Below are 24,561 nucleotides of genomic sequence, written 5' to 3' on the forward strand. Positions count from 1 at the left end.
GCATAAAGCCAGTTTGTTATAAAAAGCCGACTAGAGTTAGAAGCTTATTATTCACACTCTTCAGGGTTGCCGTTCATTTTCTTTTTCGTCGCAATACAGGCTTCTTTTAATTTTTCAGCGGCATCATCTTTTAGTTCAGCAGCTTTTTCTTTGCTGGCATCGTAGGTCTCACTGACTGTTTCTTTGGCATCTTCATAGGTTTCACTAGCGCTTTCCTTAGCATTTTCATAGGCCTCGGCTGCTTTTTGCTTAGCTTCCTCGGTCAATTCAGCTGTACTGTCAGCTAGATCTGAGGCTTCTTCTTTCACCTTGTCATAAGAATTAGCCATAGTGTCTTTAGCGTTAACTGCCGCCTCTTTCACTTGTTGTTCTGATGTTTTTGCTTTCGTAGATGGATCTTCCGAGCATGCAGTTAACGCTAATGTTAACGTTGCTAAAGCGATTGCAGCTGGATTAGTTAATAATTTCATTTTAATTCCTTAATTAATAATTGCGGATATAGGCTTAGATAACCCTTGTTAAGCAATTTATATACCACGATACTATAACCCTTATGTGTCATAGGTTTAGAGTGGACGCCAGTTAAAGCACTACCACAGATAAATTAAATGAAGCCTAAAATCGTCTGCTTTTGATGACAGTGACATTGCTGTATGTCATATCGCAGCTGCCCGCACAATGTATCTGTGAGTGGGATTAGGTAGCACACTGTCAAATGGATAACAGGTAATTAATGTTAGCTGAGGGTGGTCGATTGTATAATTATCTAGTCCATTAGCGCTATGCATAAACTCCACTTGAGACTGCTCTGCGATACGTAAGCTCTTGACTGTAAATTGCTGCCGACCTGTTGTTGTTTTGACTTCTATGGTATCTCCTAGTTGTACGTTTTTAAGTTGATTAAACTGAGTGTCTCTATGCCCCACTATCACGCTATTACCCACTTGCCCGGGCAGCGGAGTCGAGCTTACGTGTGTGGGGGCAAAAGCTAAATTTCGACCGCTAGCGCCGGCTAGAACAAACCACTTGTCGTCGTTAATTTGTAATTCCGCAACGGGATAAGTGTCTGCCCATGGCCAAGGCGGCTGTTGTTGGTTGCTGGTAAGCGTTTTATTCCATGCATTAGCAATTAGATATTGAGCGAATTCTGCTTTTGCAAATATGTAAATCCCATTTGAAAACATATAAATTCCTAAGGCGAGTATTAACGTGCCCCATTTATGCCGATACATGAAACTTATTAGTTGCAAAAATCTATTTTTCTTTTTGTAAGTAAGCGCATACATATTGCTAGTCCCACTAAAATTAAACCTATTATTATGCTGAGTTGCCCGTTCGTAGCTGTTTGGGGCAGACTTCCTAACATTTTTCGTTGTGTGGTAGCGTGACGCACAGCACGCATGTTTTGTGCAATCTCATTATTTTCTGGTTCAAGTAATGGTTGAGTGGGCGTCAAGTCTACCGCTACCAAACTAGTGTATTGACTAACCAAGTGATGATTTAGCGCGGTTTGGATAATTTGATCTTTGAACTCTTGTTGGATTGTTGCTGCTTTTTGAGTCATCTCGGCCCGGCGTTTATCCCGGGTCAGTTGCGATATTTTTTCTCTAGCCCAGAGTACATTTAACCCACTTTGTTGGCTTGTGGCTGTTAGCTTTAGCGCCATCTCCCACGCTTGGTTTTTGAATCTTGCCCTAATCATCATTGGGTGGTTGGCCAATTTTGCTAGAGGTTCCTTTGATTGAGTAAGCCTATAACTAAGTACTATCGGCTCGCCGTAATAAAGGTCGGCGATGATATTTGGATAGAGTTCTATAGATTGACCATGTACAGCATTCATCGAGGCAAACTCTAGCTCGATATCTGTCAAAGCAGGTTGCTCGAGTTTTGTCAGTAGTGTTTGCATTTTTTCTTGTACCTGCTCAGTCGAGCCAATGTAAGTAAAGGTGCCTTTACCCATTTTTGCGGCCTCTGTCATGAAATAGCTATTGGGTGCGTTACCTATTCCTACGGTAAACAACCTGGAGGCACCTAGTTCTGCTGATATTTTTTGCATTAAAGACTCTTCATTCGACACGCTGCCATCTGTTATAAAAAGAATTTGGCGCAATTTGATAGTGTCTTCATTATAAGCCACCTGTGTATTTGCGGTTGGGGTAGGTGTTAACGGTTCTTGCAATGAAAAGGCTAAGTCAAAAGCCTTCATCATTTCTGTGCCTCCATTTGCCTCTAATCTAGAAACAAAGCGAATAGCTTGCTTTTTATTTGCTGATGAAGCCGCTTTTGATAGACTCCACAAGTTTTGCGCTTGGTTGTTAAATTCAATGAGATTAAAGGTGTCTTGCGGGGTAAGCCTATTGATAGCCAAGATGAGTGCTTGTTTAGCTTGCACAATAGAGTCTCCTTCCATTGAGCCAGACGTGTCTAAAACAAATATGACTTCTCTTGCTTGCACGTCCTCCTTACTTGCAGCAGGAGAGTCTTTTGGTGGAAATACCATTAGAAGGCCATATTCATGCCCACCGACATTTTGATTAAAATGACTGATAGTGGGTGTGGCCCCAAGCTCGGCTTGCCAAGTGAGTACAAAGTCTCTGTCGGTAATACCATTCTCGAGAAGTTGAATATGATGACTACCATCTGGTCGTTGCTTGTGTTGAATTGGATGAAATTCACTATCTAGATCTTGGATTTCGAAACCGGAGTGCAAATTGACGGTTATATTCATGTCCTCGTGAGAATGATTGGAAACGCTATCTTTGGTGCTTAGATCTTCTAGGGTTATGTCAGCTTGATTGCTTTCTGGCGAATATCTCGGCGAGATCGCCATGGGGAATCGCAAACTATAGAGTTGATTATCGATGGCTAATTTTTGTTGATACTCAATACTGACTTTTATAGTTTCACCTAGCGCGATGTTAGCAATGGAATTGGAAAAAATATTGGGTCGATGTTGCTCCACCAAACTCGCTTTCTTACCCTGTTTCTGAGCCGCTAAATAGATTGCTTTTGCCTGTGACTTTTCTTTTATTTGGCCTTCAATTTTGCGCTTTCCAACTGTAATGAGGAGATGGTCTACAGCAGCATTTTCAGGTAAAGGGAATAAATATTCTGCATTAGCCCAAGCATTACCCGCATTCTTAAAAGTTTGAGTTAATCTAGTTCGAGCTACGATTCCCGTTACTTTTATGTCTACATCGGTTCTAAGCAGCGGACTAACATAGGTTTGTGTTGAAGCCTCTGAGGATTCTTTGCTAATAGTAGACAAATACAAAGTGCCTCTCGTGGTTTCAGTCATTGGAGATACCGACATGTTTTTCAGCAACGGTGCGGGGCTGTCCGTCACAGCTTTTTCAAAGGTGTTTGGGCCATCGGTTAAGCGAGGCATTGCAAGTTGCAATGCCCCAATACCAATAACCATAAGCGCAACAATTGCAGTCTTTGGTATTGAATTCATATTTGCTGTTTCCGTAATAAATGAACGTTGATTGCCTATTGGTTCGCAGCAGCTATGGCGGTGTGTTTATCCGTCACTTTCAAATGAACTCGACGATCAAAAAAGTCGTCTTCAAAATTGCTTCCAGTGCTCACTAAGCTAGATTCTCCATATGAGTTTGTAAGCACTTGCTCTTTATTTACTCCTTTATTTATTAAATAGTCTCTAACAGATATGGTTCTTTGCTCAGATAAGGCTTGGTTCAAATCATCGTCACCTCTTTGGTCTGCAAAGCCCGACAATCTGACGGTTAGCTGTGGATCATTCAGCAGTGTTTGGGCAACTGAATCGAGTTGTGAAGTGTAGTGTTTTTCTAGAACATGAGATGCCGTTTTGAATTGAATGAGGCTTTCTATTTGAGGACTTTGTTTTTCTAAAGCTTGATTTAAAGAGGCAATTTGTACCATGGCAACTTGTTTCGCTTGTTCGAATTCACTCTGCATGGCGAGTATGGTTTGGTTTTTTTCACTTAGTGAACTTTGTGCCAGTTTTAATTCTTCATCAGAATTTACGTCTTCAGCTATGAGTAAGCCAATTAGTCCTGTCACCATTCCTCCTAGTGGACCTGCTATCAGTGTGCCGACTACCGCACCAGAGCCAAAGCCAATTAGTTCATTTTTGGATTGTTTTTGTTTCAGTTCATCGGCCAAGCTTGGCGCAGACAAAAGACAGGTTAACGCTAAGGTTGCGGTGATTTTAGTAATAGATTGTTTCATGTTTTTCTCCAAACAGGTGGTTGATTAATTCCTTTCTAGTAAACAAAGAATTAATGACTGATTCAGGGAGGAAAAATGGCAATGTGGCGATCAAATGTGGCGAAAAAATGGAAATTTTCTGAGATAGACAATCAAGGGCAACGCAAAATAAAGTTTTACGATATAGTGCCAGTATAACGTCAGCAAATTAAGTTTATCCATGTCAAAACGTATTGCTTTGGTTGAAGATGACCAAGCCTTAAGAGAAAACTACATTGCAGCCTTAACCAAGCAAGGCTACGAAGTGATGCCCTATGCCAATCGCGCAAGCGCCGAATTGGCGTTTGCCCAACGGCTGCCAGATTTGGCTATTATTGATATTGGCCTAGAAGACGAAATTGATGGCGGTTTTTCTGTCTGTCAGCAGTTACGCAGTTTATCTAAGACCCTGCCGATTATATTTTTTACGGCGCGGGATAATGACTACGACACGATTTGCGGCTTACGCATGGGAGCAGACGATTACCTAACAAAAGATATCAGTCTGCCCCACCTATTAGCTCGTATTGCTGCATTGTTCAGACGTACCGCCCTATTAGGTTCGCCGCAAAATGAAACTGATCTAGTTCACGCCGGTGATTTGATCATGGACAGTAAGCGTATGACAGTCAGTTGGCAGGGACAACCTATAGAATTAACCGTCACTGAGTTTTGGATGCTGCATGCAATCGCTAAATTTTCGGGGCATGTGAAAAGTCGCCAACAATTGATGGATGAGTCAAAAATGGTCGTCGATGACACCACTATCACATCTCACATAAAACGGATCCGCAAAAAATTTATGAAGTTTGATCCACAATTTGACCGTGTCGAAACGGTATACGGTATGGGTTATCGGTGGAAAAGTAACAAATGATAGTGTTGATTACATTGTCCCATAAACGTGTAGAACAGGTATTCTGAAATGGGCCGGATTCGTTTTGGTATACGCCTGAAGTTATTGTTTTTCTCATCGTTTTTGTTCGCCATACCTTGGCTGGGCTATCAATACGTATGGGAAATGGAAGCTTATTTACGTATTGGTCAAGAACAAACTATGGTGGGGACCGCTAGAGCGGTAGCCACAGCTTTGCACGAGAGACCCGCGCTTTTTGATAGTCAGTCTTCGTACTTGACCGATGTAACACTAAGGCACAGACCTATACGCCTATAAGATTTCACATCCTATTCAACTGGACGGTAAATTTGATGATTGGCTGGATTATCAACATTTAGCGATGGAATACGCAGGTCAGCATCTATTTGATCAAGTCACGACTTATCGCCCTGAAAGTTTGCATTTTACGCATATGGTGGGGCAATACGGAAAATATTTATATGCCATGTTTGATGTGACCGATGATAGGGTATTGTTGCGTCCACAAAATAGCTTAAGAATCGATAAGAATGATTATTTGCAAATTGCAATGACAGACGAGCAAGGTGAGTTCCAGCGCTATGTGGTGGCACCTAAAACTCAAGGCTGGGTCAATGCCTATTTGCTCGACAATCAGCTTGAATCGATTCACCCTCTTAAACTTGAAACCCGAATTCAAGGTCAATGGCGTAATACCCAAACCGGATATCAACTAGAGCTGCGTTTTCCTATTGCAATGATGTCTAGCAAAATTGCCTTTGCCATCGTTGACGTAGACAATCCTGACACGCGGGAACCTGAATATATAATGGGCACAGCTAATCCCGCTAAAGTCGATTCCTTGGGTACGGTCTTAGTTCCGTCCCCCGAAATAGAGAAAATCCTTAAAGGTCTAAAATACTCTAATGCTAGAGTTTGGGTGGTTGATAGGCATATGCGAGTATTAGCCCGCTCTGGTAATATTCAACGCTCGACAGGAGTAAATAGTGATATTAGTCAGGCAGTTAAAAAAGGCTGGTGGGATTACATTGAAAGTCATTGGTTGCTCCCCCTTTATTATCAAGTATTAACTAAACCTCCAGCTCAATTTGTCGATGATTTACGAGATGCATATGCGTTAGAAGGGCAAGATATCCAGCATGCTCTAGATGGCACACCTAGCTCATTATGGCGCTTAAGTCCTGATAGTAAAGCGGTGATCATGTCTGCCGCTCATCCGATTTATATCGACGACAATGTCATGGGAGCTGTAGTGGTGGAACAGACCACTAATGGTATTCGAACTCTGAGAAACAAAGCGCTAGAACGGCAGTTCCATTACATTCTGTTGGTCATATTAATCAGTACCTTGGCGTTATTTCTAATTGCTTCTCGTATATCTTGGCGTATACGCCAGCTAAGAAATGCCACAGAGAGTGCTATCGATCATAATGGTAAGATCGTTGGCCCTATTACTCCTTCAAATACGCGTGATGAAATTGGTGATTTATCTCGCAGCTTTGCAAACGTGTTAAGTCGTTTGGGTCAATACAATACCTATTTAGAGAATATGTCTTCTCGTTTGTCTCATGAGCTACGCACCCCGTTGCCATAGTGAATTCGTCTTTAGATAACCTATCGTTAGAAGAGCAGAGTGAAGATAGCAAGCAGTATGTGGCTAGAGCAAAACAAGGGATCACTCGCTTAAGCCGTATTCTGACAAATATGAGTGAAGCAACACGATTAGAACAAGCGATGCAAAGCAGTGAGTTAGAGGTTTTTGATGTAGAGGAGTTACTGAGAGGTTGTGTTGCTGGCTATCGACTTGCCTACAAAAAACGTCATTTTGATATTCATGTGTCTGTCGCAAACTCAGAGCTTAATGGCTCGCCAGAACTGTTTGGCCAAATGTTAGATAAAATCATTGCCAATGCCGTGGAATTTAGTGAAGTAGACTCAAGCATTACATTACAGCTGCTTAATAACGACAAAGATCTTATTTTAACCGTGGCAAATCAAGGTAGTTTATTGCCAGAAGACATGCAATTGCAATTATTAGACTCTATGGTTTCGGTACGTAAACAGAAAAATAACGAACAACCTCATCTAGGGTTAGGTTTATACATAGCTAAAATTATCGCCCAATTCCACCGTGGGAGTATAAGAATAGATAATCTTAAAGATAACTCTGGGGTGGTTGTGAGTCTAAATTTCAAAAATATATAAGTAATTTTGCCACTATCGCCGCAAACTAAACACAGAGACACTAGAGACTGTCGGTAACTGCCTTAAAGGAAAAAATATGATTTCGGCTAACGCTAGTGTTGCAGAATGTATGACCAAAGATTTTGCCAGAATTAAACCAGACATGATGGTAGCGGAGGCTTCGGCCAGTTTAATTAAAAAAGCACTACTAGGCGGCCCTGTTGTGGACGATAGCGGCAAATTGTTAGGTTGGATCTCTGAACAAGAATGTTTACAAGTGACGTTACAAGTGGTTTATCACAATACTCGTGTGGCGACCGTTCAAGATGTCATGCAAACAGAAGTGATGACGGTTAATTTGAATCAAGATGTTTTGTCTATAGCTGAGCAAATGCTCACTGCTAAACCAAAAAGTTACCCAGTCGTTGATGACGACAATAAAGTAATAGGCGTGATTACCCGTAGGCACCTTTTGCGCATGTTAGACAAAAAGCTGAGTGAGAAGGCTTAACTAATATAAACTAATCACAGCCAATTGAAGGCATTAGTTAGAATACAAGGGCGTATTAGTTGTAGAGGATTTGGTGCTGGAGCATAACGTTTGGTTAGGCCTCGCGGTCATTTTTAACGCTCACTTTAACCTAACCATTTTATGCATCAGCAATTTGCTTAAATGCTAGTGCGTTGTCGAATCGCTCTATTTTTAGTGGTTTAAAACAAAGCGAGCGTTGAGGATTATTATTATCTGAGTCTTTTTCAGTATTGTCAGTATGGTTGTCTTGCTGGTCTGCCGTATGCCATAGGATTTCACTTGAAACTGTTAAACGCAGCACATGACCCGTGCGCCAGTCGCAAAACAGCAAACTGGCAATTGGATTAATGGTTAAATTGCCTAAGGTGTTAAAAAAACCATTCCCTAGGTAATCGTCTACCCATAGTTCGTTAGTCTCAGAAATGGACACAAATCCAGCCAAACCGCCGCGATGAGATATATCTGCACCACGATTGCTGTGTTGTTGACTATCACTAAAATAACTGGCAATAAAAAAAGTATCTGCATTTAAAATGAAGTGTTTGTCAGCTTGTTGCAGTTGCTTGCTAGTGGTGCTGGTAAACTCACCATAATGACGATTGCGCGTAAAGGTCTTTGTTTGGATATATTTAGGGCAATTACCAAAACTTTGTAGTACTTTTAAGCGGATTGTCTTTTGATTAACCTCAATGATTAAGGCGTTCACTCGGTTACGTCTTTTAGTCGCAAATTCGATACCGAGCAATCCGATTCTATCCCCCACCGTTAACTGTTCTATGACAAAATCGCCCAGTGAGTATTGGGCGTTGATCAGTAGTTCGGTTTCGTTAGGCGACTGAATAAAACCTGGCGCACCAAATAGAATGCTGGCATTAACAGATTCGTTATAATCGTGATAACCTATATAAATCATAGATAAACCAAGAAAAAAATCTCTGTGCTGTTGGGGCATAAATTTACGAATAAATTTAGGACCAATTTCAGCCATACGTTCAGCCGTTCCCGCCTTATTTTGAATGGAGAGTTCACCTTCGTGCCAGCTAGTTTGCCAATCATTGTCCATGTAATATAAACCGTTTAAGCGCTGATCAATTCAAGTCTAATCCCGCCGGGAATTAAGCACATCATATGTTGGATTGGTAAGTCACCTAATGGCTCTGGGGCAAATTCAATTTCAACGTTATCTAGCGAACAGAACTGTTCGTGGAGTTTATTGAGAGCTGCAACGCCATCTACCTTTAGGGCGAAATGATGCAATCCTACATTCTGTGTACGGTCAAAAGATACCATGTTTGCAACGTCTTTGACTTGCCATAGCGTTAACATGACAGTGCCATCAGAAACAAAAATGGCAGGATAATCTGGCTTTTCACCTACTTGGCTAAAGTGTAATTGCTCAATAAAAAAAGCGGCTGTTTGTTTAATGTTTGGCACATTGAGACCTAAATGATGAATACCTGATGTCGTTAAAGTTTTGCTATCAGTACTGGCTGAAACGTTTTTATTGCACATATTGAATAACCTCTGTTTAAATTTTATGACGTAGTTTTACTGGGGTGAACAAATCTGTTCACTACTATAGGTGAACAGAACTGTTTACGTCAAGATTAAAATGTTTATAATTTAGTGCTAATTGAAAAATAAAGGAAAAACACTTGCAGCCAAGAAAACAACATTTAGTAGATACCGCACTAGTGCTATTCAATCAGCATGGATATCATGCTACCGGAATTGATTTAATATTGGCCCAAGCTAAAGTGTCGAAGGCTACACTTTACAAACACTTTCGAAGTAAGGATGAGTTAATTTTAGCGGCACTGGAACAAAGGCATGAACAAGTGTTACACATGATAAATGCTAAAATCGAAGCCGCAAATCGAGTAGGGGATTGTGGTGTGCTGGCAATATTTGATGCCTTAAACGAGTGGTTCAATAGCAGCCAATTCTTCGGTTGTAACTTTATCAACGCCTGCGCTGAATTCACCAGTGCACTTGATCCTATTCATATATTTTCAGCTCAGCATAAACAAGCCATAGTCGCACTGATTCAAAGTCAACTAGCGGACAAAGGTAAGCATCAAGCTGAACAAATCGGTTTATTGGTAGAAGGGGCAATAGTACTTGCTCACACTAGGGGGATGAAGGACTCGGCAATAATGGCTAAAGGTATGGCGTCTAGCTTTATTGATAAAAATCACAGTGAGTGATCACTTCGGATAAGTTGTCTATTTAGAGTTGCATAAAACGGCTTTTTGTTGTCTCTGTCTTTGTTGGGATTACAGTGGAACTATTTTTCCTCAGAGGTAACAATGCGATTGCGACCACTTTCTTTGGCTTTATATAATGCATTGTCAGCTTGTTGTAATAAATCCGAAAAGTGAATATCTATTCTATTTTGTATGTCAGTTAAACCAATGCTTACGGTAATTGTTATTGTGTGTTCCAAGTAGGCTATTTGGGTCTGAACAAGTTTTTGTTTTATTTTCTCTAATACGCCTTCTGCATATTCTAAGTTAGTGTCTGGCAATAGAATTGCAAACTCCTCACCACCTAAACGCCCTACTATATCACTTGAACGTATTGCATCTTTCATTAATTGAGCAAATGTTTCTAGAACTTTATCTCCTCCAGCGTGCCCATAGACATCATTTACTCGTTTAAATTTATCCAGATCTAAAAATGCTAAGCTTAAGGATCTATTTTTTCGCACGCATTGTTGAAGTAGGCCTTCACCTTGTTCAATAAACGCTCTTCTTGTTAACAAGCCTGTTAGATAATCATAACAAGCAATTTGTCGATAGGCTTCTTCAAGTTTTTGTGTTTTGACAATTAGCCCGCTGATAGCCCATGTTGTAATTGGAGAGATAATGGCCGGAACTAGTGCAGCAATAATAAAAACAATAGGTAGTAAGGGATTATTAGTAAGAATGAGAACTAAGTAGGTAATTAGCAACGAGGACATAATAGTAATCCCGGTAATTGTAAGAACAATTAACCATCGATAGCGTTCACGTACTTGGTAGGGAACTTCCTTTCCTGTAAATATTAATTTTATCATGCTACCTATTACTAAATTATTAGAATGAAACTGATTTAGCTCATATCGATAGAACTTATCTAGCAAATATACCAACGCAATCAATTGTCTTTACTATAGCTGGAGGTGATGGTGTTAAACAAACTATATAATAGAATAATATCAAATGCTTACCCAAACCAATTTTAAGGTTAGCCAAGTTTTAATCAAGTACTACTATCAAGGAAATGGTTACTCCATGCTTGATCTTTTGCACAAAGAGCTTGGTAAACAAGGGAGGGAGCTTTCCCTCTACGCTGACGACTTTACCATACCGATTAATTAATGCGGCATTAGCATTGAATGACCCAACACCAAACGAGATCACTATTGCCCTTGATGAAGGGATCCCGCTTAAAATAATAACCAATGCGGTATCAGATATTCAAGCCGAGTACCCCAACATATCTCTAGAGTTTCTAAGTGCTTCAAGCCTTGACATAATCGATATGCTCAATAGTGATAAGCCATTAACGGGTATTATTTTTAGTGAACTTAATATTTCTGGCTACTTAGATTTCGATTGCATTGGCTCAGTGAAATTTGATTTATACGTAGCAGGAACACATCCGCTAGCTAGTCAGGTGTGTAAAAATAGTGATGAGTTACGCCTACATAGGCAATTGCTTATTCGTTCTCGCAATACACAAACAAGTAGTTTCCAACTAAAAATCAGTCCCGATATTTGGTATGCCGATAACTATTACGTTCTACTTCAACTGGCAATACAGGGGCATGGCTGGTGTTTACTTCCAAATCATGTGGCTATCGAAGCCGAGCAAGATAGGCAACTGGTAAAACTCCCGATTGAATTTGAAAATATGGGATGGCTAGCGAATGTAGATATTCTGCAACATCAGCGACATAGTAACCTAGAGGTTTTTAAAAAACTGAGAAAGCTATTGCATGGCGTATTGTAAGCATTGTTGACAAAGCACAAGAGCAGTAATTTATTATTTGACGATAACGCGTACCGCTAGGTGCATACCATCTACCGTCCATTGCTTGGTAAGTTGATTAAACAACACCCGAGAATAAAGAGTTCTCGCAGAGTTATCGTCGTACGTTACGTGCATATGGCAAAAATGTTGCTCCTTCAAAACCAAGTCTGGGATCTCTACCTTAATAGCTTCGGGCTTAGTTGTTGGCCTCCTTCTTTTTGACCAGCTCTGGGGAATAATTTCAAATGTATAGCAAATAATTAGCTCTCCTTGTGTTTGATTAGTTGGCAGTATACAGATCTAAGTTGATAAAAGGTGCCATAGCTAAAATACATGCATGAGTGTAGTTGCTTTCGCGAGTCGCTTGACCATTGGTTAATAAACCTATGGCTCCCTGCTTTTGTTTGACGTTTTGGGTATTAAATAGTTTATCCATTAAGGGGCCCAGCTCTTCACCTTGTTGCAATGCTTGGTAAACCGCGGGAGGCAAAGGCAGCATGCTCGAGCGGCTTACAGACAGATGTTTGCCATTAGAAATGACGATATAGGCAAACGTCCTAGGGCCGTAGTCAAATTCGTCAACGCCACCTTCTATTGCAGCATAATAATTTGCCTTTTCATTAGCTTGACAATAACTGACTCGATTTAGTGCACCTTGCTTGGTTTCTTCAATAGTCATAGGTTGCTCGGCTACCCCAGATGGCGCATTTAACCCCATACATTCAACTTCATCTAAATTAAAAACACGTATTATTGCTTGTTTAACAGCATTGATTTTTACTGGGTTAGTCGACCCGACTACAATTTTGAGCATCCCAATTATCCGATTAGTTCAGTTTACAGCGAAGCATATTGATTAATTGTAACAGCTAATTTCACATAGCTAAATCCGGTTAATCTGGTCTCGTAACCTTGGAATAAGCGCGATATAATTTATCGCAAGAAAGTAATTTGTAGAATAATTAAATGAAAACAGCACCACCAGAATCATTAATTCGTACTTGGGTATGGATGATGTCAGAAAATAACAACCCACAATTAAATAACAAAGGGCGTCAGAATCTAATCAATGCATTTGGCAGCATGCAAAAAGCTATCGAATACATTGAAAGTATAGCGGATGCTAAACCGCAGTAAAATCTTGTGAGGATGCCTGCCTGTCGGGTAGCTAATAGGTGTCGTTATAAGCCAAGATATCCATCATCAAAAGGCGACAAACGATTTTGTGATGGAAGTCTTGGCGTTAGGAATAGGCGTTAAATACGCAAGTTTTTCATCTCGTTAACGCAGTAATCAACTGCTCTGGCGGTTAATGCCATGAATGTAAGAGATGGATTTTGTGTGCTAGTAGAGCAAAAGCTCGCCCCGTCGGTAACAAATAGGTTTGCTACGTCATGGGCTTGATTAAAGTTATTTAGCACCGATTCTTTGGGATCTTTGCCCATACGCGCAGTGCCTAATTCATGTATAGCTAACCCTGGCGGTTTATCTTTATAGCTGGTGTAGCTAGATACATCGGTTAAGCCAATTTTAGTTAACATTTCAGTGGCAATGTCTGCTGCATCGTGCATCATCATAATTTCATTTTCAGACCATTCACAGTCAAAATTCAACTGAGGCATACCCCATTTATCTGTTTTGGTCGGGTGTAAAGAAACTTGATTCTCGTACCTAGGTAACATTTCACCTTGAGCGTACATACTAAATGACCAACCACCCGGATGGGTAAGTGACTCTTTAAAGTTGGCTCCTATGCCATGATTGTAACGTTGACCCTGCCAGTTATCTCTTTGTGCACTGGCCCCAAAAGAAAAGCCACGCAAATACTTCTTATCATAGCGCGAAGGCTCAAACCTAAAGTTAGGCATGTATAAGCCGGTAGGGCGGCGACCAGAGTAGTACTCGTCTTCGTAGCCTTCTAATCGTCCTGCTGCACCAGCCCCATAATTGTGATCCATCAAATAATGACCTAACACCCCAGAGCTATTGGCTAAGCCATTAGGAAAGGATTTGGTTTTAGTGTTCAGTAGTATTTGAGTACTACCTAAGGTGGACGCACATAAGAACACCACTTTTGCGTAGTACTCTCGGGTGGAGAAGTCTTCGTTATCTATTACTCTTACGCCTTTTACTCGTTTGGTTTTTTCGTCGTAAATAAGGCTATGTACCACACTATTGGCGGCGATAGACAAGTTGTTGGTTTTAGCTGCTGCCGGTAAAGTCGAACTCTGGGTGGAGAAATAGGCTCCAAATGAGCAGCCTTTTGACATTCGTTTCGTGCTTGGCACTGGACTCTACCTTGTTGCATGTGCAGCTCGGTAGGTTGACTTAAATGGGCTGCACGTCCAATGATAAAAAGGGCGTTCAGGGAATTGGCTAGCAAGGCGTTTTTGTATTTCTATTTCGGGCACAGACATCTCAAATGGCGGTAAGCATTCGCTGTCTGGCAGTTGCGGGAGGTGGTTTTTCTCTCCGCTGATACCAGCATGTTTTTCAACATAGCTATACCAACTGTTGAGGTCTTTCGAACGAATAGGCCAATCGTTACCAAATCCGTCGGCTTTATTCGCCGCAAAGTCAAAATCACTTAAACGATAGGTTTGACGATGCCAAGTGAGAGATTTTCCACCTAATTGATTGCCTCTTATCCAATGAAAAGGTTTACCCTTTTCTGTTTGGTATGGTAGGTCTCGGTCGTTGCCGAAAAAGTGCTTAGTGGCATCGCTAAAGGCGTAACAGTTTTTTTGAATGTTGTATTGTTGCTCAACAAGTAAATTATTGACCTTGCTACGGTTAGGGAACTCCCAAGGTCCTTTGCCTTCGCTAATATAATCCTCGCGGTGTTTAACTATTCGGCCACGTTCAATCATCAACGTGTTGAATCCTCGCTCGCAAAACTCTTTTGCTGCCCAGCCGCCAGATATACCGGAGCCGACAACAATTGCGTCGTAAATTTCTGCGCTTTCATGTATGTATAATTCTGATGCCATGGAATTTGCCTTGTTTTATTCTATGAAATTACTAGATGAATTGACTGGCTATTGATATCAATAGTAATCAATTGATCCCCATGATTTAGTGTTCTCGTCGCAAGGTATCGAGCCTTTAAACCCACCGGGCACTGCTTGATAGTTTAGCGCTTGCGTAGCGCCCACTTCAGAAGTGAAGTAACCAAATACTATCAGTGCCTTAAGCAAGCTAAATTGCCCTTGACTGGTGCTGGAAACCCTGGCCTTGCTCCAATCGGGTCAGTAAGGCGTGTTGCTGTTCTGGAGTTATTAAGGCAAAAGGTTTACGCAAATTATCTTTGCTTTGTTGGTCTATCTCTTCGACTATCTGTATGCACGCTTGTTGTTCATCTTTGGTATGACATTGCAGCAATTGGTGCTGCACAAAATTATGGCAATTCACTTCGCTGGCGCTAGGAGTGTCAGTGCGAGGCAAAATAGTATCGGCAATAGCGTACAAGGCGGTCATTTGATTTTGGTTAAACAGCTGGCCGTTATTGACTTTAGACGCTTTGCCTTGAGCAAATTCATCAGCCGATTTAAGGCTACAGCTAGAGAGCATAGAGGCTGAGGTCGTCACGCACGCTAACCCTAAGGCCCTTTTCAAGAATTCTCTACGATGAGTCTCACCGAAAACGTTTTCATTTTTGTGCAAAATATTTTTATCAGGCGACATAATTTTCTCCTAGATAGATTAAATATATGGTGAATAGGTAAAACAGAAAGCGCTCTACCTGCAAAGAGCGCTTTAAAATGACTAAATAATACTGCTAATTTGTATTATGCGCTTTTTTCCGCATGACAAAATAGAATCCTGCAAACAGTACAATTAAGACTAATGGGAACATAATTAGCTGATTTAATACCGCATGACCAGAAGTTAACGCTGCTTCTGTGCCAGTCAAGCCTGCTAATTCCGCTTTTTGAGTAGCTGAATCTACCCAGCCTCCAATGACAGGATTCCAAGCGCTCATCGCAAACATACCTGCGCCACCCATCAATGACATACCTAATGCACCCGTTTTAGGAGTATATTCGGTTGTACAACCTATCATGGTAGGCCAGAAATACGTAATACCTAGAGCAAAAACTACAGCAGCAATGTAAACCGCAGTACCGGTTAACTGTGTCATTAAGAATAACCCAAAGCTGGCTAAAATAGCCGAGGCTAGTAACACACCAGGAGGACTTAATTTATGCACTAATGGTCCGGCATAAAAACGACCAAGTGCCATAATTCCGGTAATTAACGCCAAGATAAGCATAGGGGTAGCGCCAGACGCTTCCAGAATTTGGTTAATCCATTGTCCTGGTCCAAATTCACTGACCGCTGTCATTGTCATACATACCGCTAAAAATATGTAGATAGGATTCACTAAGGCTTTCAAATTGCCGCTAGTAGAGTCGTCTTCTGTTGTGAGTTTAGGGAAAGTAAATCCAACCATTAAAAAGCCATAGATTGCTGTAGGAATTAGCATAGTTGCAACTTGAGCTTCCCAGCCTAGGCCAAGTTTTGTCATGCCTGCTGAAACCAGTGAGCCAATCACGATACCGCCAGGAACCATACGTGGAAACGATTTAACATTGCCGTTTTATTATTAGGATAAAGTTGCGCGATAATTGGGTTACAACCCGCTTCAACTAACCCGTTAGCAAAACCGACTAAGAAAGTTGAAATCATCAAGCCCCAAAACCCATCGGCAACGATTGTCAATACTAGCCCTAAAGCGTGGCCGATAAATGCTAACCAAACAATTAATTTTGCACCAATTGCATTGTAAAGTATGCCGCCAAACATCATGGCAAATGGAAAACCTAGAAAGGCCATACTGGCAATCCAGCCGAGCTCTTCGCCACTCAAGCCATATTGTTCACCTAGTTCACCTAAGATACCTGCGCGAATAGCAAAGGTCATGGCTGTTACTATCAGCGCAATACAACTGATATTAAAGACGCGTTTCGCATCCTTTTCTGAAATGTCGGTTACTGCATTCATATTATTATTTACCTTTATTTAATGCCGAGTATTTTATTGTTCATTTCAACGTCTTTTTCCACACCAGCAAAGTCGTCGAAGGCTTTTTCTGTCGGTCTAATTAGATGGTCGCTAATAAATTTAGCGCCTTCTGCTGCACCGTCTTCAGGATGCTTAATTGCGCATTCCCATTCCATAACAGCCCATCCATCAAAATTGTACTGTGTCATTTTGCTGAATATGCTCTTTAAAGTCTATTTGACCGTCACCTAATGAGCGGAAACGTCCTGGACGGTCAACCCATCCTTGATAACCACCATAAACACCTGAGCGGCCATTCGGGTTAAATTCTGCATCTTTTACGTGGAAAGCTTTAATGCGCTCGTGGTAAATGTCGATGAAAGCCAAATAATCTAACTGTTGTAAAACAAAGTGGCTCGGATCATAAAGAATATTGGCGCGAGGATGATTATCGACCGCTTCTAAGAAACGCTCGAATGTCACTCCGTCGTGTAAATCTTCACCAGGGTGAAGTTCGTAACACACATCAACTCCCGCTTCATCGAATGCATTTAAAATCGGCTTCCAGCGTTTAGCTAGTTCAGCAAAGCCTTGTTCAACTAGGCCTGCTGGACGTTGTGGCCAAGGGTAAACGGTTTGCCATAGAAGCGCCCCGGAGAAACTAGCATGACCTTTAAGGCCTAAGTGTTGGCTAGCCTTAGCAGCTAGTTTCATTTGTTCAACTGCCCATTCAGTTCGAGCATCTGGATTGCCATGTACTTTTGCTGGTGCAAAGCCATCAAACATTTGGTCATAACATGGGTGAACAGCAACTAGTTGACCTTGTAAGTGCGTAGATAATTCAGTAATTTCTAAACCAGATTCAGCGGCAACACCTGCAATCTCATCACAATAGTCTTTACTGGTTCCGGCTTTTTCTAGGTCGAACAAGCGACCGTCCCAAGATGGCACTTGAATACCTTTAAAACCGTTACCGGCTGCCCACTTACAAATTTCTGGGAATGAATTGAAAGGGCTATTATCACCAGCAAACTGTGCTAGAAAAATACCCGGACCTTTGATTTGTTTCATGTTTATTATCCTGATTAATTAAAGTGGTGAGATAACGAAGTCATGCCACTTAGTCTCTGATTGACTAAAGGTTACGCTGTTTTCAATAAACGCCATACCACGGATTGCTTCGTCTATGCCTGAGTACATCAAATGCGGTATTTGAATGTTCTTCACCGGCTTCATAAGCTCTAATTTGTTTTACGAAATTGCCATAAATATTAGCGAAAGCTTCGAGATAGCCTTCTGGATGACCCGCTGGTGTGCGGATTGCAGCTTGCGCATTAGCACTAAATTCGCCAACACCGGTGCGGATCATTTGAGTAGGCGCGGTGTTAGATTTCAGCCATAATGTATTTGGCTCTAATTGTGACCATTCAATGCCACCTTTTTCGCCATATACGCGTAAGCGAAGGTTGTTTTCGTCACCTACTTGCACTTGGCTAGATAACAGTACGCCACGGGCACCATTCTCAAAACGTAACATGATAGTGCCATCATCATCGAGCAAACGTCCTTCGACTACACTGCCTAAATCTGAACACATAGCAGAAATATGCGAGCCAGTAACATATTCAGCTAAGTTAGCAGCATGTACACCAATATCCCCCATACAACAACTAATACCAGCACGTGCTGGATCAACTCGCCACGCAGCTTGTTTTCCGGCGTCGCCTTCTTTGTCAGCTAACCAGCCTTGGGTATATTCAACAATTACTTTAGTGACTTTGCCTAATTGGCCACTGGCCACAATATCTTGAGCTTGTTTTACCAAAGGATAACCATTGTAAGTATGAGTTAGGCCGTATAATTGACCTGACGATTTAACGACTTCTGCTAAATCGACAGCTTGTTGTAAGTTGAAAGTGGCAGGTTTATCACTTAATACGTGGAAACCAGCTTCTAAGGCCGCTTTGGCTACTGGATAATGCAAATGGTTAGGCGTGACAATTGCCACGAATTGCATCCTTTGTTCAACTGGCAGTTTGGCTTCGGCTGCGAACATTTCTTGATAAGTCGCGTAACACCTATTATTTGGCAAAAATAACTCTGCACCTGACGCCACACTACGCTCTGCAGTAGAGCTAAATGCACCACACACTAACTCAATTTGACCATCTAGACTCGCAGCCATACGATGCACTGCACCGATGAAAGCGCCTTGGCCGCCGCCGACCATGCCCATTCTTACTTTAGATTTTGCCATGCTGTTATTACTCGCATTTTATGATTAGTTTCTTTGAGAAAAAGAAAAGTTAAATATATGTTAACAATCCTACCTTTATGTGGCTACTGTTGCCTAACATAAATTCGGCAAATCAATGCAACTAAATCGGCGTTGGCTTAACTGAGTATATTTGTTCAATAGTCTTCCAGGCTTTGAAACATAGCCGTTGGGAGGCGTTGGTCTTTCCTGACTGAATATAATATGTGTACCAATCAACTAAAAACTACGTAAACTAATATCCAGCTGCTAACAATTTTCCGCTATGCAAATGACTATGAATATAGAAGATCCAAGACCACGGCTATTAAAATTATCGGTACTAATCATGCTAATGTTAACTTTGCTGCCGACTATTTTTGTGCCTATGTTTGTCGCCCAAAGTGGCTATTTCACCTTATTGGGCTCAATCAATGTTTTGATGTTTAGTGGGTTGTATCTCGTTGTATCAACTCAACAACCCAAGCACTGGCATCGATTTTTGGTGTTATTACTTGGCTTGCTGGCTTTACTACCTTTGATTTTCATCTCAGGCGGAGTAAATAGTCAGTTTGCTCCTTTATTACCACTTCTGCCCGTTTTTATTGCCTTATTATCGAGTACCAGAGATGCACAATTTTTATGTGCTTTTATTGTCTTGTTTATACTTGGGTTGTTGTATTTTCAAGATGACTTTGTCGATTTAACCTCTGAGCAAGTATCAATTAATAAATCACGAGCCCGTGCAATTTGGCTAGTTCTAGCTACGTTATTAGGCACCGCATTTGGTTGGGCTTTCAATGGCACAAATAAAGAGCTAAGAAGCGAACTAACTAAGCGCGCTTATCAAGATGAATTAACGGGGGTCAAAAACAGGCGTAACATTTTGGAAGTTCTGCAATCTAAAATTTACAATCCAGATAAAAACCAAACACTGGCTATATTAATGATAGATGTAGACTTTTTTAAGAAGATAAATGATACCTATGGTCATCTATTTGGTGATACTTGTTTGCAGCAAGTTGCTGCTTGTATTGCAGACTCAATTCGCGAAGAGTCTGACCATGTTAGTCGTTATGGCGGTGAAGAATTTCTAGTTATCTTAACTGGTATTAAGCCACAGCAAGCTCTGAAAATAGCGAACAGCATACGAGAAAATATTGCTAGTTTACGCGTTAAAACCCCGCAAAATGAAGTATTAGAAATGACTGCTACAATTGGCTGTCATTACACCAATTTTAGTCAAGTTAACACTGTTGAAGAGCTTATTCACGAGGCTGACAGCGCCTTGTATCAAGGTAAACAAACAGGTCGAAATAAAGTTGTGAGTAGCTTGGAACAAATTTCATAAGTCACATAAAAAGTAGAGGTTTGTCGTTCCATGGTCTATGGTTATTAGTAAGCTAACCTGACTAATAGGGATATGGACTAAAATGAAAATTTCGACTTTTAATATTGAAAACTTGGATGAAAGTAGTGATGAGTATAACCCTACATTGTTTAAGCGCATTCCATCATTACGCTGCCTTTTAAATCGTATCGATGCCGATATTTTATGTTTGCAAGAGGTGCACGGACAAGAGTTACTAGGGCATACGTCAAATAACCCGAAACGGGAATTGTCTGCATTAGAAACCGTTATTCTTGATACCCCTTATGTGCATTTTCATACTGCTTATACAACGACTTCCGATGAAGTCCCCTATGATAAACGCAATTTGGTGATCTTATCTCGCTGGCCTATTGTCGAATTAAATCAATATAAGCATGACCATTTAGCCAAGCTTGGTTATAGAAAATCCACCGTATTGCCTGCCGAAGAACCGAAAGATATCAGTTGGGAACGCCCTATCTTACATGCGCAAATCGAAGTGCCGAGTGTAGGCTTGGTGCATGTTATTAACTTACATCTTAAGTCCCGATTGTCTTCAAATGTAAAAGGTCAGAAACTCAATAATTATACTTGGAAAAGCGCCGCAGGTTGGGCCGAGGGGTACTTTCTGTCTTCCATAAAAAGAGTCGGACAAGCACTGGAAACTCGTGTGTTGTTGGACCAAATATTCGCCACTGCACCTCAGGCCAAAATAGTGGTATGTGGCGATTTTAACGCCGAACCCGGTGAAGTGCCTGTTGAAGCGATTAGGGGACGAGTAGAAAACACAGGCAACCCTGCATTACGTCACACTGTGATGTTGCCTTGTAGTTTGGCTATTGCAGATTCAGTACGATTCAGTCATCTACACCATGGGCAGAAGAACTTGCTAGACCATATGCTAATTTCACAATCCATGTTTAGTCTATTTTCTGAGGCACATATCTTTAACGAGAATTTGCATGATGAGAGTTTGCCCTTTGCCAGTGATAGTAAGTTCCCAGAATCAGATCATGCGCCTTTTGTTGCTCACTTTAATAGTTGAATAAAGGAGTCTGGTTGGGGCAGCATTTGAAGGTAAATTTGGTATAATCCTTCACACTTAATTGTAATTAGTCAGTCAAATTTAGATGTCAAAAAGTCGCAAACTCAATAAAGGCTCAGCTGGGCAAAATCGTAAAGCAAGTGAGCTATTTATTGAAAAATACTTACGTAAAGAAGACGCGGTAGAAACACCAAGCGGACTTATTTATCGAGTAGTTGAAGAAACCCAAGGTCTCAAGCCTAGGATGCAAGATAGTGTAGTGGTAAATCAACGTATTTTACATACCGATGGCAGTGTGATTGCTGATACCTATAAGACGGGTTTCGCAGATCGTTTCTCGATGCAAGAAGCATTGCCAGGCTTGCAAGAAGGTTTGCAATTTATGGCTGTCGGTGCGCGTTACGAATTTGTGCTACCGCTCGAATTAGCACTGGGGAAAAAAGGTGTGGGTAATAAAATAGGTCCGAATGCTGCGTTATTTTTTGATATTAGGTTGCTAGAAGTTGATATAAACTGAAAATCACTATAACCGAGCAGTTGATAAAATCGGCAACAACTGTGTAAGCTCATTTTAGTCTGCAGTTAGTTTTTGGCTAAGCGTTAGGTTATCATTGGGAAATTCAATCGCTGTATTTTTGGTATATTTCAGCATACAGCCCAGAGGATTTGATTGAAGTTAATGCATTCTGCCAAGCAACGATAGTTTCATTCGGTACATTTTTTGAAAACGCGATGTACAAACTCGATTCATACAACTTAAAGTTTATGCGTTCAAAATTGTTAATATCAATTCCTGCCTCTGCAGTCACATAAGGTAAGACAAATTCGCTTATCGGTGTAATATCAATCCTGCCTTTGTTTAACATCTTAATGGACTGGGTGTGACTGATAGTTTGGCTAAAATTGGTCACTCCAAGGCCCGTCAAATAAGTAAAATCCGCATTACCTAATTGCACGCCGATCGAACGTACTTTTCTTATGTCATCAATACTCCTGATAGAAATTGCGCTGCCTTTCTTCTTGTAAAAATAGACGTCACTGGAAAATATAGGGCCAACCCATTTAACGGTATTCTCTCTTTCTGGTATTCGAGCAACAATAAATAGCGCATGGTCATCTTTGCTCTGCACATTCTTGAGTGCTCGTTTGAAAGGATAAAGTGAAATTTTTTCGCGCGTATTGGTCCGCTCCATTAATGTTTCAACTATTTCTACGGCAAACCCTTTCATTTCCCCTTTTTCATCATAAGTAAACGGCTTGATAGAATGAGATAAAAATCTGATCTCATTTGCATAGCTGTTGTAAGAAAACAAAAATCCACAACATAACCATAAGAGAGCACTTGCGGTTGTTTTAGGCATGTTTATTTGGCCGCTGTTAGAAAGGCACAGTCTATATATTTCATGTATTAGTCCCTTAGAAGAAATTAGATTAACCGTAGCGAGACTCTAGCAGCCGGTTTAAGGCAGTGCAAAATAATACGCGTAAAGTGCGAGTTAACTGTAGTTGTTGATTTCTCGTTAGTTACAGGCTCGGATTTTCAATATATCAAGATCAGTATCGCAGCTCAATCGATATTCAAGGGGGCTAATGAAGTGCGCGTTAGTCTATTTTTAGGTGAAACAAAGTTTGTTTGGTAAATCTTTGCTAAATGGCTGTCATACATGCATATAATAAATGTTTTGAACTTTTCCTTTTTGTGAGTAATACAGTGCCGCTTTCGTCAGAAGATATGATTAGATATGTTGTCGTGCCTATGATATCGGTGCAACTCTTGTTGGTGGTGTTGGTATATTTCACCATTGTGCGTAAACGGATATCAGCCCAGTATGCTTGGTATTTTTGTTTTTTAGTCACTGTCATTCTATTTCTAGCCGGACGCCCAGCACAACTTTATGTGAGCCAAGAGGCGGCCGATTATATTTTATATGCGCGAGTGAGTTTGTTATTCACCTTGGGTATGCCTTCTATGTTGATAGCCAGTGCAATTTATACTGGAATTCGCAAGTCTAAAGCGTTGTTCATACTGCCTTATCTAATTGGTTTTTGTATGTCAGTGGGTTATGTACTGGGTATGGATCTGGCGCGAAACAACTTTCTGTTGTTATCTAGCGCATGGAAAAACTTTTTACCTTTCTCTATTACTGTCGATGCCGTACATGACCTGCAATTACTGTCTATTTGTACCTTATTGGTGGTACCTTGTAGCTATTTTCTTATTCGCGCATTGATTAATTTTAAAAACGTTAAAGACCTAGTGTTTTTATTTGCCTCATTACTATTCGGGATGTTATTTGCTACAGGTACTTATTGGGGAGAGTACAGTTATATATACTATTTTGGCTCTATAGTGCCTGCCTTTTGTTGGGCTTGGGTAGTATTCAAAGACGTGAATGAAATGAAAGGTAAGGTGGGCTCGCTAAAAGACGAGTTATACCAAGTTGTACAATCTGGCTCTTCGGCCGCTGGGCAAGAAGTAGACAAGTTGTTGGGGCAAATTGAACATTTGTCTTCGAATAACCTGACGGTTTATAAATTACGATTAAGAGAAATACTCAGTCGACTTACAGACAATACTATTGAAGCTGGAGGTGATAGTGAGCAGTTACTAATTAAATATGATCAACAAAATAAAGCCATAGATATTGAAGAAGATGCGAATAAATTACGTGAACTTACTCATAGCCAAGCTATGGAGTTTTCGCAAATTATAGCAGCTATTCCCAATCAACGAATTGAACGGATTAAACAATATCTCTGTGAGCATTATCAAGAAGATATTGATATTGAACAACTTGCCACTACATTTAACATCAGTCGTTCTTACTTGATGCGCGAATTCAAGAAAGAAACGCAACAGACCGTCAATCAGTTCTTAACCGCTCGGCGTATAGAAATGGCTAAAGAGTTATTAAAAACTCACTCGGTTACCGATACTGCTTTTGCCGTTGGCTTTAATAATTCTAATTACTTTAGTACCGTTTTTAAGAAAACAACGGGCTCAACACCGATTCAATTTCAGCAGTCATTATCTTAAATTTCACAT

20 protein-coding genes and 5 pseudogenes are annotated in these 24,561 nt (G+C 40.8%); 10 read left to right on the plus strand and 15 right to left on the minus strand.

Annotated features, from left to right (window positions below; translation table 11 throughout):
* Window positions 1–47 precede the first annotated feature (47 nt).
* The 4 genes from RS130_RS06980 to pdsO all read right to left on the minus strand — a co-directional run bounded on the left by RS130_RS06980 (window position 48) and on the right by pdsO (window position 4,212).
* Window positions 48–470, minus strand: a complete 423-nt coding sequence (locus RS130_RS06980; protein ID WP_316025352.1) for a hypothetical protein — start codon at window positions 468–470, stop codon at window positions 48–50.
* A 186-nt stretch (window positions 471–656) separates the two neighbouring features.
* Window positions 657–1,232 carry a class GN sortase gene (locus tag RS130_RS06985; RefSeq protein WP_316027993.1) on the minus strand — a complete coding sequence of 192 codons (576 nt, stop codon included), beginning with the start codon at window positions 1,230–1,232 and terminating at the stop codon, window positions 657–659.
* An 8-nt stretch (window positions 1,233–1,240) separates the two neighbouring features.
* On the minus strand, window positions 1,241–3,457 hold the full coding sequence (locus RS130_RS06990) for a marine proteobacterial sortase target protein (RefSeq protein ID WP_316025353.1): 2,217 nt from the start codon (window positions 3,455–3,457) through the stop codon (window positions 1,241–1,243).
* Between the two features lie 35 nt (window positions 3,458–3,492).
* Window positions 3,493–4,212 (minus strand): sortase-associated OmpA-like protein PdsO, encoded by a 720-nt coding sequence (gene pdsO / locus RS130_RS06995; protein WP_316025354.1) that lies wholly within the window; start codon window positions 4,210–4,212, stop codon window positions 3,493–3,495.
* 199 nt (window positions 4,213–4,411) lie between these two features.
* Between pdsO and pdsR the strand changes: the two genes are divergently transcribed.
* From pdsR to RS130_RS07010, 3 genes and pseudogenes are all read left to right on the plus strand, one after another.
* Window positions 4,412–5,107: a proteobacterial dedicated sortase system response regulator gene (gene pdsR / locus RS130_RS07000; RefSeq protein ID WP_316025355.1), complete on the plus strand. Its 696-nt coding sequence runs from the start codon at window positions 4,412–4,414 to the stop codon at window positions 5,105–5,107.
* A gap of 48 nt (window positions 5,108–5,155) precedes the next feature.
* A pseudogene (gene pdsS, locus RS130_RS07005) lies at window positions 5,156–7,312 on the plus strand (proteobacterial dedicated sortase system histidine kinase).
* 76 nt (window positions 7,313–7,388) lie between these two features.
* A complete protein-coding gene (locus RS130_RS07010; protein ID WP_316025356.1) occupies window positions 7,389–7,802 on the plus strand; it encodes a CBS domain-containing protein in 414 nt (137 codons plus the stop codon).
* A 139-nt stretch (window positions 7,803–7,941) separates the two neighbouring features.
* Here RS130_RS07010 and RS130_RS07015 read toward each other — a convergent pair whose 3' ends face one another.
* Both RS130_RS07015 and RS130_RS07020 read right to left on the minus strand, forming a co-directional pair.
* Window positions 7,942–8,886 carry a pyridoxamine 5'-phosphate oxidase family protein gene (locus RS130_RS07015; protein ID WP_316025357.1) on the minus strand — a complete coding sequence of 315 codons (945 nt, stop codon included), beginning with the start codon at window positions 8,884–8,886 and terminating at the stop codon, window positions 7,942–7,944.
* 14 nt (window positions 8,887–8,900) lie between these two features.
* Window positions 8,901–9,335 (minus strand): VOC family protein, encoded by a 435-nt coding sequence (locus tag RS130_RS07020; protein ID WP_316025358.1) that lies wholly within the window; start codon window positions 9,333–9,335, stop codon window positions 8,901–8,903.
* A gap of 143 nt (window positions 9,336–9,478) precedes the next feature.
* Here RS130_RS07020 and RS130_RS07025 point away from each other — a divergent pair, with 143 nt between their 5' ends.
* Window positions 9,479–10,030 carry a TetR/AcrR family transcriptional regulator gene (locus RS130_RS07025; protein WP_316025359.1) on the plus strand — a complete coding sequence of 184 codons (552 nt, stop codon included), beginning with the start codon at window positions 9,479–9,481 and terminating at the stop codon, window positions 10,028–10,030.
* 80 nt (window positions 10,031–10,110) lie between these two features.
* On the opposite strand, the gene RS130_RS07030 is transcribed toward RS130_RS07025, so the two are convergent.
* Complete coding sequence (locus RS130_RS07030; RefSeq protein WP_316025360.1) at window positions 10,111–10,965, minus strand: GGDEF domain-containing protein; 855 nt, start codon at window positions 10,963–10,965, stop codon at window positions 10,111–10,113.
* Between the two features lie 233 nt (window positions 10,966–11,198).
* Here RS130_RS07030 and RS130_RS07035 point away from each other — a divergent pair, with 233 nt between their 5' ends.
* Complete coding sequence (locus tag RS130_RS07035; RefSeq protein ID WP_316025361.1) at window positions 11,199–11,819, plus strand: substrate-binding domain-containing protein; 621 nt, start codon at window positions 11,199–11,201, stop codon at window positions 11,817–11,819.
* Between the two features lie 301 nt (window positions 11,820–12,120).
* Here the strand turns inward: RS130_RS07035 and yjjX are convergent, their stop codons facing one another.
* Entirely contained in the window at window positions 12,121–12,654 is a 534-nt protein-coding gene (yjjX, locus tag RS130_RS07040; RefSeq protein ID WP_316025362.1) for an inosine/xanthosine triphosphatase, read from the minus strand.
* 152 nt (window positions 12,655–12,806) lie between these two features.
* Here yjjX and RS130_RS07045 point away from each other — a divergent pair, with 152 nt between their 5' ends.
* Window positions 12,807–12,977 (plus strand): hypothetical protein, encoded by a 171-nt coding sequence (locus tag RS130_RS07045; protein WP_316025363.1) that lies wholly within the window; start codon window positions 12,807–12,809, stop codon window positions 12,975–12,977.
* Between the two features lie 119 nt (window positions 12,978–13,096).
* Here the strand turns inward: RS130_RS07045 and RS130_RS07050 are convergent.
* The 6 genes and pseudogenes from RS130_RS07050 to RS130_RS07075 form a co-directional block, all read right to left on the minus strand.
* Window positions 13,097–14,830, minus strand: a pseudogene (locus RS130_RS07050) (GMC oxidoreductase).
* A 57-nt stretch (window positions 14,831–14,887) separates the two neighbouring features.
* Window positions 14,888–15,037, minus strand: a complete 150-nt coding sequence (locus RS130_RS07055) for a gluconate 2-dehydrogenase subunit 3 family protein (RefSeq protein ID WP_316025364.1) — start codon at window positions 15,035–15,037, stop codon at window positions 14,888–14,890.
* A 1-nt stretch (window position 15,038) separates the two neighbouring features.
* Complete coding sequence (locus RS130_RS07060) at window positions 15,039–15,524, minus strand: gluconate 2-dehydrogenase subunit 3 family protein (RefSeq protein WP_316025365.1); 486 nt, start codon at window positions 15,522–15,524, stop codon at window positions 15,039–15,041.
* A gap of 94 nt (window positions 15,525–15,618) precedes the next feature.
* Window positions 15,619–16,844: pseudogene (locus RS130_RS07065) on the minus strand (MFS transporter).
* A gap of 14 nt (window positions 16,845–16,858) precedes the next feature.
* A pseudogene (locus tag RS130_RS07070) lies at window positions 16,859–17,915 on the minus strand (sugar phosphate isomerase/epimerase family protein).
* Window positions 17,916–17,933: 18 nt separating this feature from the next.
* A pseudogene (locus RS130_RS07075) lies at window positions 17,934–19,101 on the minus strand (Gfo/Idh/MocA family protein).
* A 295-nt stretch (window positions 19,102–19,396) separates the two neighbouring features.
* Here RS130_RS07075 and RS130_RS07080 point away from each other — a divergent pair.
* The 3 genes from RS130_RS07080 (at window position 19,397) to RS130_RS07090 (ending at window position 22,032) form a co-directional block, all read left to right on the plus strand.
* Entirely contained in the window at window positions 19,397–20,449 is a 1,053-nt protein-coding gene (locus RS130_RS07080) for a GGDEF domain-containing protein (protein WP_316025366.1), read from the plus strand.
* Window positions 20,450–20,531: 82 nt separating this feature from the next.
* Window positions 20,532–21,515, plus strand: coding sequence for an endonuclease/exonuclease/phosphatase family protein (locus RS130_RS07085; protein ID WP_316025367.1), 984 nt, complete (start codon window positions 20,532–20,534; stop codon window positions 21,513–21,515).
* A gap of 85 nt (window positions 21,516–21,600) precedes the next feature.
* The gene (locus RS130_RS07090; RefSeq protein WP_316025368.1) at window positions 21,601–22,032 is read left to right on the plus strand and encodes an FKBP-type peptidyl-prolyl cis-trans isomerase; all 432 of its coding nucleotides are present in this window, start codon (window positions 21,601–21,603) and stop codon (window positions 22,030–22,032) included.
* Window positions 22,033–22,135: 103 nt separating this feature from the next.
* Here RS130_RS07090 and RS130_RS07095 read toward each other — a convergent pair whose 3' ends face one another.
* Complete coding sequence (locus RS130_RS07095) at window positions 22,136–22,876, minus strand: substrate-binding periplasmic protein (protein WP_316025369.1); 741 nt, start codon at window positions 22,874–22,876, stop codon at window positions 22,136–22,138.
* A gap of 371 nt (window positions 22,877–23,247) precedes the next feature.
* Here RS130_RS07095 and RS130_RS07100 point away from each other — a divergent pair, with 371 nt between their 5' ends.
* Window positions 23,248–24,552 carry an AraC family transcriptional regulator gene (locus RS130_RS07100; RefSeq protein ID WP_316025370.1) on the plus strand — a complete coding sequence of 435 codons (1,305 nt, stop codon included), beginning with the start codon at window positions 23,248–23,250 and terminating at the stop codon, window positions 24,550–24,552.
* Window positions 24,553–24,561: the final 9 nt, after the last annotated feature.

It is taken from the genome of Paraglaciecola aquimarina (assembly GCF_032464635.1).
Taxonomy (GTDB): Bacteria; Pseudomonadota; Gammaproteobacteria; order Enterobacterales; family Alteromonadaceae; genus Paraglaciecola; species Paraglaciecola aquimarina.

Excerpts from the sequence above, each read along its gene's own strand:
- RS130_RS07015 (WP_316025357.1), bottom strand. The coding sequence starts at position 8,886 with ATGGACAATGATTGGCAAACTAGCTGGCACGAAGGTGAACTCTCCATT.
- RS130_RS06980 (WP_316025352.1), bottom strand. The coding sequence starts at position 470 with ATGAAATTATTAACTAATCCAGCTGCAATCGCTTTAGCAACGTTAACA.
- pdsR (WP_316025355.1), top strand. The coding sequence starts at position 4,412 with ATGTCAAAACGTATTGCTTTGGTTGAAGATGACCAAGCCTTAAGAGAA.
- yjjX (WP_316025362.1), bottom strand. The coding sequence starts at position 12,654 with ATGCTCAAAATTGTAGTCGGGTCGACTAACCCAGTAAAAATCAATGCT.
- RS130_RS06990 (WP_316025353.1), bottom strand. The coding sequence starts at position 3,457 with ATGAATTCAATACCAAAGACTGCAATTGTTGCGCTTATGGTTATTGGT.
- RS130_RS07010 (WP_316025356.1), top strand. The coding sequence starts at position 7,389 with ATGATTTCGGCTAACGCTAGTGTTGCAGAATGTATGACCAAAGATTTT.
- RS130_RS07060 (WP_316025365.1), bottom strand. The coding sequence starts at position 15,524 with ATGTCGCCTGATAAAAATATTTTGCACAAAAATGAAAACGTTTTCGGT.
- RS130_RS07100 (WP_316025370.1), top strand. The coding sequence starts at position 23,248 with ATGATTAGATATGTTGTCGTGCCTATGATATCGGTGCAACTCTTGTTG.
- RS130_RS07090 (WP_316025368.1), top strand. The coding sequence starts at position 21,601 with ATGTCAAAAAGTCGCAAACTCAATAAAGGCTCAGCTGGGCAAAATCGT.
- RS130_RS06985 (WP_316027993.1), bottom strand. The coding sequence starts at position 1,232 with ATGTATCGGCATAAATGGGGCACGTTAATACTCGCCTTAGGAATTTAT.
- pdsO (WP_316025354.1), bottom strand. The coding sequence starts at position 4,212 with ATGAAACAATCTATTACTAAAATCACCGCAACCTTAGCGTTAACCTGT.
- RS130_RS07095 (WP_316025369.1), bottom strand. The coding sequence starts at position 22,876 with ATGCCTAAAACAACCGCAAGTGCTCTCTTATGGTTATGTTGTGGATTT.
- RS130_RS07085 (WP_316025367.1), top strand. The coding sequence starts at position 20,532 with ATGAAAATTTCGACTTTTAATATTGAAAACTTGGATGAAAGTAGTGAT.
- RS130_RS07045 (WP_316025363.1), top strand. The coding sequence starts at position 12,807 with ATGAAAACAGCACCACCAGAATCATTAATTCGTACTTGGGTATGGATG.
- RS130_RS07080 (WP_316025366.1), top strand. The coding sequence starts at position 19,397 with ATGAATATAGAAGATCCAAGACCACGGCTATTAAAATTATCGGTACTA.
- RS130_RS07020 (WP_316025358.1), bottom strand. The coding sequence starts at position 9,335 with ATGTGCAATAAAAACGTTTCAGCCAGTACTGATAGCAAAACTTTAACG.